This window comes from Ignavibacteriales bacterium (genome assembly GCA_016700155.1).
GTDB lineage: Bacteria > Bacteroidota > Ignavibacteria > Ignavibacteriales > Ignavibacteriaceae.
The window spans coordinates 2,118,775-2,131,291 of the sequence record CP065001.1 but is presented as its reverse complement, the minus strand read 5'-3'; the positions used below and the strand labels follow the sequence as shown (position 1 = coordinate 2,131,291).

The window sequence follows — 12,517 nt, the reverse complement described above, 5'->3', positions numbered from 1 at the left end:
ATAAAATAATAAGTTTCCTAAAGCCCCGTAGGGGCGATATAGATCATAGTGAAAGAAAAACAATAATCATCAAAGGTTGATTACTCAAGAACTAAACGCATTGATACAAACAATTGAAAATTAATAAACTCAGCCTAAGCCTTTGCCTTAGCCTGATTCCAAACCAGGAGACACCATGGAAATCATAATGCCCAAAATGGGTGAGAGTGTAAATGAAGGAACCATCATCAAATGGCATAAGAAAAAAGGTGATGCGGTTAAACGCGATGAAATAATTTTTGAAATAAGTACAGACAAAGTTGATACGGAAATTCCTTCACCCGCTGACGGAGTATTAACAGACATATTCGTTAATGAAGGTGATACTGTTGAAGTTGGAACCGCTGTTGCAGTATTAAATGCAAGCGGGGAAGCTGCATCTGCAACTCCTGTTAAAACAGAAAAACCGGAGATTAAAGAAGAAGCTACTCCAGTTGTTGAAACACCTGTTGAGAATAAAATGGTGGAAACACAGCAAACACAACCAAGCGCTTCATCAGGACTAATCGAAATTGCAATGCCTAAGATGGGTGAATCAGTGATGGAAGGAACAATAATCAAGTGGCATAAAAAAGTAGGTGACAAGATTAAGAAAGACGAAACTGTATTTGAGATCAGCACAGATAAAGTTGATACAGAAGTTCCTTCACCGGAAGATGGACTGCTTGCAGAAATATTAGTCGGTGAGCAGGAAACAGTTGAAGTGGGCACTATCGTTGCAAAGTTATCTACTACCGGAGCTATTCCTCAGAAGCCTGTTTCTGTTAAAACTGAAGAGAAAAAAGTTGAAACAAAAGCAGAACCCGTTTCTATGCACGATAACTTTTCAAATGTTTCTATAAGTGAAGAAGGAAAAATTCAGTCAGACAGATTCTATTCACCTTTGGTACTAAGTATTGCAAACAAGGAAAAAGTTTCTTTGCAGGAACTTGAAAGAATTCCCGGCAGCGGACTTGAAGGTCGTGTAACAAAAAAAGATATACTTGGTTACGTTTCTAACAGAGGCACACAAAAAGTAGAAACAGTAAAGAAGAAAGAACCTGTTACAGCAGCGCCGGCGCCTTCATTTACAATGCCGCAAAGCCAGACTGTTTATTCATCCGCAGATGTTGAAAAAATTCCGATGGATAACATCAGGCAGAAAATTATGCAACACATGGTTGCAAGCCGTGATACATCGGTTCACGTTTCAGCAATGCTTGAAGTTGATATGAGCCGAATTTATAAATTCATTCAAGCAAAGAAAGATGAATATCAAAAGAATGAAGGAGTTAAATTGACATATATGCCTTTCATTGCTCATGCTGTTGTGAGGGCTTTGAAAGAATATTCGCTTATCAATTCAACGATTGATGGTTCAACAATACTTAAAAAGAAATACATCAATCTAGGTATAGCTGTTGCAATTGAACCGACAGGACTAATTGTTCCAAACATAAAAGGTGCAGGCGAAAAAAATATTATCGGTCTGGCAAAATCAATTAATGATTTAGCGTTCAGAGCAAGAAATAAAAAGCTTACTCCGGATGATATCTCAAACGGAACATTTACAATTACAAATTATGGTGTGTTCGGAACGATATTCGGAACACCGATTATAAACCAGCCGGAAGTAGCTATACTTGGTGTTGGAACAGTTGTTAAGAAACCTGTTGTTGTTGAAGTTGACGGCAACGACACAATTGCAATAAAACCGGTAATGGCTTTAACACTTTCACACGACCACAGGTTGGTGGATGGAATGTTAGGCGGTTTATTCTTAAAACATTTAAAAGAATCTCTTGAGAATTTTGACAGCACTAATGTATAGTGGAAAGACTTTATGATAAATCAGCATCAACGCGCATTTAAAGAAGAAGCAGAAAAAAATAAAACGCCTCTTGGAAAAAGACCGGAATGGCTTAAAGTAAAACTTCCAGTCGGAGAAAATTATTCCGATGTTCTCAACATGATGAGACGGAACAAACTCAACACAGTTTGTGAAGAAGCAAGATGTCCGAACATAGCTGAATGCTGGAATCACAGGACAGCTACATTTATGATACTCGGTGATACGTGTACAAGAAGCTGCGGTTTCTGTAATATAAAAGTCGGTATCCCAAATGAACTTGATCTGAATGAACCAAGAAGAGTTGCTGATTCAGTTATTGAACTGGACTTACGGCACGTTGTTATTACATCAGTAAATCGTGATGAATTGAAAGATGGCGGCGCGTCAATCTTCTCGGAAACTGTAAGATTGATACGAAATGAAAAACCGGATTGTACAATAGAAATTCTCATCCCTGATTTTAAAGGCGAAGAACATGCATTTAGTATCATTATGCAAAACCCGCCTGATATTCTAAATCATAACCTTGAAACAGTTCCAAGATTGTATCATGCTGTTCGTCCGCAGGCAAAGTATGAAAGAAGTCTTGAACTGGTCAGATGGTTTAAGAACAAAGGATTAAAAACAAAAAGCGGAATCATGGTCGGCATTGGCGAAACTACTGATGAAGTTTTGGCATTGATGAAAGATTTAGTAGAACACGGTTGTGACATATTAACGATCGGTCAATATCTTCAGCCGACAAAATTGCATTTACCGGTTGACAGGTTTGTTACACCGGATGAATTCAAAATTTACAAAGAAGAGGGATTAAAACTCGGCTTCAGAATCGTTGAATCTTCGCCACTTGTTCGGAGTTCATACCAGGCTGATAAACATGCGCGTGCAATTTTTTAGCAATTATTTTTAATTAGTAACAATTATTTAATTTTTTAATAAGTATAATCTGCTTATTTTTACTCCGCAAAAAATCAAACTATTTCTATTCACCGGTTTTTAATGATTAAACATTTACTAACTGTACTACTGTGCTCCTCATTTCTTCTTTACGCTCAAACCTCCGGCGGAAACGAAAATAAAATATTCAAAACATTAGATGATGATAATTCTAAGTTTACAAATATCGGTAACCTTGGATTAACACTTACAAATTTTGGAATGTATGGTCATGGTTTTTCTTTATGGCCGGATCAACCGAATTGTGAGTACCCGTTAGGCAGCGGCATTGAACATATATTTGATGGAGGGCTATGGATTGGTGGTGTAAAAAATAGTATCCAATTCGTTACGACTGCATCAGTTGACGCTTCTTCGGTTTCTGCAAGAGGAGGCGGTTTTGAGTATACTAATGAGGATGGTTCGATGATCCAGGAAAGATCTTCTTTGTTTGAATCATCTTTTTATAGTCCACTAGCAATTTCACACCAGGATTTTGTTATGGATTTTACCGATTCAAACAGAACCCTTGCGAATGGGGAAATAATAGAAGGACATGAACCTCTTGGTGTAGTTGTTCATCAGGAAGTTTATAACTGGAATTTTCCGTTCTCAGATTTTTTTGTGATTATGAATTACACAATTAAAAATGCGTCGAATTCACCGATCGATAGTGTATATGTAGGTTTATGGACTGATGCTGTTGTAAGAAATACCAGGGTTACCGGCAGACCATCTGGCAGTGCTTTCTTTAACAAGGGTGGAAATGGTTATAACGATTCAATAAAAATTGCGTATGAATTCGATGCAACAGGAGATCCTGGTTTTACAGATAGCTATGTAGGAGTTCAATCACTCGGTTCAGATCCTGTATTGCCGGCGAAAGTAATACTTGGACAGGATACAGCATCGACAGTAAACTTTGTTAGCTGGCAATTCAGAAATACTGATGACCCGAATTTCTTTGCGCCTCAGGATGATTTAGGAAGGTATAGAAAACTGTCAGGATATTTTGGTGGACAAAACCGTTGGAAGAAGGGAATAGACCCCAACACGCTAAAAGTTCCGTCAAACAGATCAATGCTTATTTCCAACGGACCTTTTACAACACTCGCTCCCGGTGATTCGATCAATGTTGTGTTTGCAATAGTGTGCGCTAAAAAATTTGGCGATGATCCTGCTGCTTTAGATACGGAAGAACAAAAGATAAATCTTTATTCAAATGCTGACTGGGCTTTGCGCGCTTATTTTGGTGAAGACAGAAACCGCAACGGTATTCTGGATAGCGGTGAAGATCTTGACGGCAATGGGAAAATTACGAGATACATTCTTCCATCTCCGCCAACACCGCCTATTGTTAAAGTGGTTCCGGAAAATCAGAAAGCAATTATTTATTGGGATGATCGCGCGGAAAATTCTGTTGATCCAATTTCGGGACTGAGAGATTTTGAGGGATATAAAATTTATAGAACTCAGGCAGGATTTGATCTTACTGAAACTCAGGATATTCGCGGTGCAATGGTTCTGCAGGCTCAGTTTGACAGCACTGACAATGATGTCGGATACAATACGGGATTTTCTTACGTAAGACTGGAACAGCCGGTAACATTTCCAAATGATCCTGTTGAGTACCGGTATCGTTATGAAGTTCCGAACTTACTAAACGGCTGGCAGTATATTTTTTCTGTTGCAGCATTTGATGAAGGCGATCCGGCAAATGAACTTGATGTACTCGAATCAAGTCCTCTTGCAAATTTTGAAAGAATACTTCCCGGTACTCCATCATCGGAGGATGCAAATTTAGAAGTTGGTGTTTATCCCAATCCGTATTATGCAAACGCAATATGGGATGGTTCATCGGAAAGGTTGAGAAAAATTTATTTCTTTAATCTTCCTGCGGAGTGTGAAATAACAATTTATACTTTAGCCGGTGATGTGATTAAAAGAATTCAGCATAACAAAGAAAGTAATGGTTCGGATTTAAGCTGGTTTGAAAACTATGCTAATGACGGTAAGCAGAAATTTGCCGGTGGTGAACATGCCTGGGACCTGTTGACAGATAATGATCAGGCGATTGCTACAGGTTTATATCTTTTTACGGTTAAGAATAATTCGAACGGCGAAATTAAAAAAGGAAAATTTTTAATTATTAAATAATGGAGGTCAATCATGATTAAGAAAGTACTCCCGATTTTAAGTTTAGTGCTTCTTATCTCATCAAACATATTTGCTCAATACCCTGAAGTTACATTGTATGATATACAATACCAGGATTCTTTATCGCTTGTAACTAATGGTGACCAGCCATCGCCTTTACTTGGTGATACCCTTGTTGTTACCGGTTTAGTAATGAATCCGGCTTACACCGGAACAGTTACAACTTTGAATTCAGGTGCACCTGCTGTTTATATTCAGGATACATCCGGCTCAAATGCTTTTGGAGGCATACTGGTAAGGTTTCCCAATGGCTCATCGCCGCAATTTGATGCCATTGATTCAGGTATTGTTGCAAAATTTACTGGCATTGTGACTGAATTTTTTGTGACAACTCAATTTGACTTAATTGAATTTGACGGCTCAACAATTATAGATCAAAAGCCTCGTCCTGAACCGGTTGTAATAACACTTGAAGATCTGTCATTGCTTGGTTCGCGTGAAGGAAATATCCTTGCTGAAAAATGGGAAGGAATGCTGGTTGAAATAAGAGATGTTACTGTTACAGAACCGGGTGCTATTGGCAATGGTTCTTTTGTCGTTTTTAATAATAACAATACTCAGGTTGTAGTTGGAAACCAGTCAAGATATTATTTGAATGGAACTCCTCCGCTTGCAGGAACTGTTCTTGAACATGTCAGAGGTTATATCCAGAACAGAACAAATGCTGGTGGACAGCAGAATCTTATGATAATCATGCCGGTTTATCCCGAAGATGTTCTTGTTGCACAATTTCCGCCCGCAATTTCCAGTATCTCAAGAAATCCTGTACTTGTAAACGGAGGTCAGAGCGTAACAGTTAACGCTACAATAGTTGATCCTGACGGCAGTGTGGCAAACGCTCAGCTTTATTATAAAGTTAATTCAGGTGCAACACAGATACTTAGTATGACTAATACCGGAGGTGATAACTGGCAGGCAGTAATTCCGGGACAAACAGATTCAAGTCTTGTTGATTATTATCTAAGAGCGGTGGATAATGTTGGTAATGTGACTACCAATCCTGCCGATACAACAAGGAATAAATATTTTTATTTAGTGTTGAACAGGGATCTTACAATTCAGGATGTCCAATACAGCCCGTTCGGCAGCGGCTTTAGCGCATACAACAATTATGAAGTGACCGTTCGGGGTATCGTTACCGCAGATACTTCGGACATTAACCCGATAGTTTACATTCAGAATGGAACGGGTCCGTGGAGCGGGTTAAGAATTTCCGGAACAGAAGTTCTCCAGAGAAGAAGAGGTGACGATATTACTGTGACCGGTACAATCGGTGAAAATTTCAGTGTTACAATGATGACCGGAATTGATTCTCCATCGGATATTGTAATTAACTCGACTAGCAATTCACTTCCGGCACCTGAAGCACTTGCTACTTCTGTGATTGATCAGATAAGCAACGGACAAATTCAGGCTGAGCAGTGGGAAAGTGTGTTGATCAAATATTCTGATATTACAGTGACGGATGAAAACGCTGATGGAAATGAAGGTCCAAACGGCGGCGGCAACAGCAACTTCGGTGAAATGTTTGTTGCGGATGCAAGCACATCTAATACAAGAGTTGAATTGCAGGATGGTAATCACCAGTATCATAATTTCTGGGATGCAGCTTTAGAAACACAACCGATAAGAGTCCGTACAGGCAATATGTTCGATGAATTGATTGGTGTTCTTTACTATTCATTCAATCAATACAAACTTATACCTAGAAAAGATGATGACTTTATCGGATTTACTGTTGATGTAAATGAAGAATCACCGATTAACAGTTATGAATTATCTCAGAACTATCCGAACCCGTTTAATCCAAGCACACAGATAAAGTACTCAGTTGCAAACGGAAGTTTTGTATCTCTGAAAATTTATAACATACTCGGACAGGAAGTTGCAACACTCGTTAACAATTTCCAGAATGCCGGTTCATACACAATAAACTTTGATGCATCAAAATTAGCTTCAGGAATTTACCTGTATAAAATTCAGGCAGGTGAATTTGCTCAGGTTAAAAAGATGATGCTAGTAAAATAGAATTTGATCAGTAAGGTTTGTGCGTCGGGTTTTGATTTATCAGAACCCGCCGCGAAATATTTAACCCTGTAAAGAAATTTATTTCATTTTAGAATGAACTTTAGATTGAAAAAATATAATATCATAAATATCCTGTTCGCTGCAGTTATAATGTTCGGATTTTTTTCCTGTACTGAAGATTTTACTGATCAGCCGCAGGGTAACAGAGCGCCGGAAACAGGATTATTTTTGTATCCTGATTCAACAATCGCACAGCAGCCAAGCAGAATTTATGTAAGCTGGTGGGGCGATGATCCCGATGGATTAATTCAGGGCTTTTATATTCTGTGGGAAGGTATTGATACTAAATGGTCATTCACTACTTCCAACGACAGTATTTTTTCACTGCCTATTGGTACTTCCGATACTACATTTAATTTCCTCGTTTCCGCTGTTGACAATGAAGGCAATGGAAGATATGATGCAAGCATCGTTCAAAACGGAATAGATTATGGTCCCGAACCGTTTGTTGACAGGAACGGAAACAATGTTTACGATGCCGGAGAACTTTTTTTTGATATCGGTTTAATAGACCCTACACCTGCTTCAACATTATTTCCAATTAAAAATAGTCCTCCTGTAGTTGCATGGAATGAACTATCATTTGTGCCTGATACATCATTTCCTGTTATGACTTTTAACTGGAATGCCTCTGATCTTGATGGAGATGAATCAATAACTGAAATCCGTTTATCATTAAATGATACTTCTAATTATGTTGTACTTCCTGGTAATACCCGATTGATCACTGTAAGAGGAATTAATCTTGATTCACCATCACCCGAAATGCAGATATTAATTAATGGATCGGATCAGAATATACATTCACAGAATCTTTCAGGACTCTTGCTGAATCAGAACAATAAAATATTTTTATCAGCCGCCGATTTTTCCGGAGCCGTTTCTGATGTAATATCTTTGCCTGATACATCATCTGAGTGGTATATCAAAAAACCAAAAGGAGAGGTTCTGATATTTGATGATTTTGTTGGAACAAGTACTTCTGAGCCTGCTACGAAAAATTTTTACAATACCACTTTTAGTTCAATTGGTGGTGGTGTTTTAGCGGATAAGTTTGATGTATTTAATTTAGCTGAACAGACTCTGCCATTCCTTTCAGTGACTATGGCTGAGACGATGAAACTTTTTAAATATGTATTCTGGTATTCTGCCGCTGATCCAAGTCTTGATTTACTTAATGTACTTACAAGTAAGTTTCTTGCCTCAGGCGGTAAGATTGCATTTTCCATGACTTTCCAGGATTCTACATCTTCATATCCATACGATATTTCTTCAATACAAGGATTTATACCAATCGACTCTATGCGTGTCGCGAACGCAAATTTATTTGCAAATGCAAGTGTGCGTCCATTGGCTGGTTTGAGTGAATTTCCTACTCTTGTAAATACGGATAATGTTCAAAGAATAAGAGTGTATCAACCTAACCAGATTATTTCTGAAAATATTTATGAATTATATAACAGAGAAGGTGTATATCTCGGAATAATCGGATTCAGAACTCAAACTAAAAATTTATTCTTCATCGGGGCGCCTTTGCACCTTTTTAACGGCGGCTCACAAAATGTTGATGAACTGCTTGAACAAATCTTCTTTGATGATTTTGGAGTAACACCATGAAGAACTTAATGATGGTTCTCCTATTTATTCTCGCAGGATTTTCATTTGCACAGCAAAGCGGCAGAATAACCGGTACTGTAAAAGACTCTTCAAACAACGAAACCTTACCCGGTGTTAACGTTATCATCAAAGGTACATATTACGGCGCGGCGACGGATATCAGTGGTAATTTTAAAATAGAAAATATAAATCCGGGTATTTATAATCTTGAGATTTCACTGATCGGATATAAAGGAGTTCAATACACTGGACTTCAGATTGAAGCAAATAAAACTGTTCAACTTGATGTGAAGTTGCAGGAGACGGTTCTTACGCTCGGTCAGGATGTTGTGGTTATCGGTGAAAAACCTTTGATGGATGTTGAAGAAACACAAAGCAAACGAACCGTAACTCGTGAAGATCTGGAAATAGCAATAGTTGAAAACATAGCTGATGTTGTAACTCAACAGGCTGGAGTAATAAAATCCGATAACTCAATTCACATTCGCGGCGGAAGATCCTATGAAAACGCGTTTCTGCTCGATGGTGTTTCTGTGCAGGATCCGCTTGCCGGTACTGGCTTTGGTTTGCAGTTAAGTGCAAATTCAATTGAAGAAGTTGAAGTGATAACCGGTGGTTATAATGCTGAATTCGGACAGGCAACTTCCGGAGTTGTGAATGTTAAGACAAGAGAAGGAAGTACTAAGTATAGCGGAAGTGTTTCCTACAAAAAGGATAATTTCGGTAACACTGAATCATTTAACGTATTTAATCTTGACATTGTTGAGGCGAACCTCAGCGGTCCCGAACCAATTACATCGGCTTTACTTCCGGCATTAGGTTTAAATATTCCCGGTGAACTTACTTTCTTCGGAAGTTTTTATCTGGGTATTAGTGATGGAATAACACAAGGATATTTCAAACCGACTGCGAATCAATTAGTATCATCCAGTTTTTATGGAAGCAGGTTTGCGCCGCGAGCAGAGAATAGCTGGTTCTGGCTTGGTAAGTTGACTTATAAATATTCACCCACACTTAAGTTCACTTATTCATTCAACCAATCGCTGAACATAAATCAGAATTCTCAATCACTTCAGTCAAATCTTGAATATGTTGAACCAAGTCCCGGTTATCAGTATGAGTATCAGAATATTCTTGACCAGGCAAATACTTTTACACACAACAATAAATATCATTCAGTCGGAGTAACGCATACACTTAATCCGAAAACATTTTATGAGTTTAAAGTAAATCATTTTTATACTAATCTTCGTGCTGATGCAAACGGACTTAACTTTAATCAGTACACAGAACCAAAAGATATCACCAACTTCCCGATTGAATATTACAACATTAACAGGGATACCATCGGTGTTATTCCCGGCGACGGTTTCTGGGATACAGGTAATCCATTCACGTGGCGCGATCACTATCTTGAAGAAATTTCAATACGCGGGGATCTGACGAGTTTCTTTGATGAAAAAAATAAATTCAAAGCCGGTTTCAATTTTCAGTTCCAGGAAATGCAGGTGATCGACATTTATAAACCGTGGATTGGTGAACTTGGCTTGAACAATGATATTTATAAAGTGCATCCCGCTATCGGTTCTTTCTATGCACAGGATAATATTAATTTTAGCGGAATGATTCTCAACTTCGGATTGAGATTTGATTACTGGTTCCCGGGAAAATATGTCGATGATGCGGTCAACAATCCTGATGTCGTAACAATTCCGGATGAAACACGTGAGAATTATAAGAACGATACTTTCGGCTGGTTCGGCGATAGAAGATGGAAAGCAAGATTAAGTCCGAGACTCGGAATATCTCACCCTGTATCTGATAACCAGACATTGTTTTTTTCTTACGGACATTTTAGTAAATGGCCCAAGCCTCAGTTCATCTATGCAAAACTGAATCCGTTAAATGCTCAGTCATCTTTTCAAAGATTCGGTAATCCAAATCTTAACCCTGAAACAACGGTTGCGTATGAACTTGGATTGCGCACGCAATTCAGCAACGATGATGTATTGACTGTTACAACTTATTACAAAGATATATTTGATTATGTAAGCACACGCACTGCAAGAATAACCTCCGCAAGGTTTGCAACACAGAGATTTATCACTTATGTAAATTCAGACTATGCAAGGTCGCGCGGAGTTGAACTCGAATATAAAAAGAGAATGGGGAAATGGTTCTCAGGTACGTTGAGTTTATCTTATGCAATAATCACAGGTAAAAGCTCATCTGCTGATGAAGGTGTATTAGTTCTTCAGGGTGATTTAAATGAATCGATAAAAGAAGAATATATGTCCTGGGATCGTCCGTTTACGGGTTCGCTCTCAACCAGTTTTTATGTTGAGAAAGATAACCCGTTATTCGGGTTTGGCACCGGTATTCTTGATGACTACAATATTTACGTAAGATTTTTTTATCAGTCCGGCAAGCGGTATACACCAGCGGTATTCACAGGTAGTTACGATTCAAAAGGAAGACCTGAATACGAATTTATAAGAACAGAAAGGAATACCGGGATCGGCGAAAACTGGTTCTGGATAGACCTGAATTTCGAAAAATATTTTGCGTTAAGCGGAATTAAATTTTCAGTTTTCATGGAAGTGAACAATCTTCTCGATACAAAAAATTCAGCGATAATAAATCCTGTTACAGGTGAAGCGTATGAATTTGGCGATGATGTTCCAAGCAGCTGGAATGATCCTCGGTTCCCGGATTTGCAGGCTCCGATATCGGCTTATCCATATAATCCGGCGAGATATCTTACGAGAAGAAATATAAAATTTGGCGTGAGTGTAAGATTTTAGTATGAAAAAATATCTACAGATAATTTTAATATTCTTAACAGTTTGTTCATCGAATTCATTTGCACAATTGTTTCCTGTGCTTGGCGGTCAGCGTGCGGGAATTTCAACTGCACAGTTCTTAAAAATCGGAGTCGGTGGAAGAGCAACCGCATTGGGTGATGCATTTGTTGCAATCGCTAATGATGCATCAGCGTTGTATTGGAATCCTGCCGGGTTGGTGCAGTTTGAAAAGAACCAGGTTATTTTTTCGCACAATAGCTGGGTTGTTGATATCAATCATGATTTTGTCGGTGCAGTTTATCATCTTGACGGTACCAATTCTTTCGGTCTTTCATTAACAACACTTGGTATGGATGAAATGCCGGTGACCACAGAGTTCGCACCATTTGGAACAGGTGAATACTTCAGTTACAAGGATCTTGCTATAGCTGTCACTTATTCCCGAAAGATGACCGAACAATTCAGTTTTGGAGGTACTGTAAGATATATCGAAGAGACATTGGACAAACTGAAAATGCGCGGATTTATGGTTGATCTTGGAACTTATTACTGGACGGGACTTGGTTCAACAAGATTTGCGGTTACAGTTTCAAACTTCGGGAATAATCTTGCGCCTGATGGTGATGTTGTTCTCGTTGGTAAAAGAAATATATCAGAATGGCAATCCTTTGCTCCTCCTACAATTTTCAGAATCGGTTTTGCGTTTGAACCATACGAGAACGAAGAACATAAAGTTACAACCTCAATTCAGTTAAACCATCCGAATGATAACAGTGAAAATCTTTCGACCGGTGCTGAATACAATTGGAAAAATATTCTCTTCATACGGGGTGGTTATAAATTTAATGTCGAAGAACAGAACTACACATTCGGTGCGGGACTTAATGCCCCGGTATCAATCGCAGAACTGACACTTGATTATGCGTACTCAAATTTTTCGCGGCTTGGTTCAGCACACAGATTTTCTATAATACTTGGACTATAG

The 12,517-nt window shown here is 38.5% G+C and carries 7 protein-coding genes; all 7 read left to right on the top strand.

Annotation, left to right across the window (positions count from 1 at the left end):
• Nucleotides 1–175: 175 nt before the first annotated feature.
• Nucleotides 176–1,849 carry a 2-oxoglutarate dehydrogenase, E2 component, dihydrolipoamide succinyltransferase gene (gene sucB / locus IPM56_08955; GenBank protein QQS38048.1) on the top strand — a complete coding sequence of 558 codons (1,674 nt, stop codon included), beginning with the start codon at nt 176–178 and terminating at the stop codon, nt 1,847–1,849.
• A gap of 12 nt (nt 1,850–1,861) precedes the next feature.
• Nucleotides 1,862–2,767 carry a lipoyl synthase gene (gene lipA / locus IPM56_08950; protein ID QQS38047.1) on the top strand — a complete coding sequence of 302 codons (906 nt, stop codon included), beginning with the start codon at nt 1,862–1,864 and terminating at the stop codon, nt 2,765–2,767.
• A 102-nt stretch (nt 2,768–2,869) separates the two neighbouring features.
• A complete protein-coding gene (locus IPM56_08945; GenBank protein ID QQS38046.1) occupies nt 2,870–4,963 on the top strand; it encodes a hypothetical protein in 2,094 nt (697 codons plus the stop codon).
• Nucleotides 4,964–4,975: 12 nt separating this feature from the next.
• On the top strand, nt 4,976–7,051 hold the full coding sequence (locus tag IPM56_08940; protein QQS38045.1) for a T9SS type A sorting domain-containing protein: 2,076 nt from the start codon (nt 4,976–4,978) through the stop codon (nt 7,049–7,051).
• A 105-nt stretch (nt 7,052–7,156) separates the two neighbouring features.
• Nucleotides 7,157–8,728: a hypothetical protein gene (locus IPM56_08935; protein ID QQS38044.1), complete on the top strand. Its 1,572-nt coding sequence runs from the start codon at nt 7,157–7,159 to the stop codon at nt 8,726–8,728.
• Nucleotides 8,725–11,532, top strand: coding sequence for a TonB-dependent receptor (locus IPM56_08930; protein QQS38043.1), 2,808 nt, complete (start codon nt 8,725–8,727; stop codon nt 11,530–11,532). The genes IPM56_08935 and IPM56_08930 overlap by 4 nt, the downstream gene beginning before the upstream one ends.
• Nucleotide 11,533: 1 nt before the next feature.
• Nucleotides 11,534–12,517, top strand: a complete 984-nt coding sequence (locus IPM56_08925; protein QQS38042.1) for a PorV/PorQ family protein — start codon at nt 11,534–11,536, stop codon at nt 12,515–12,517.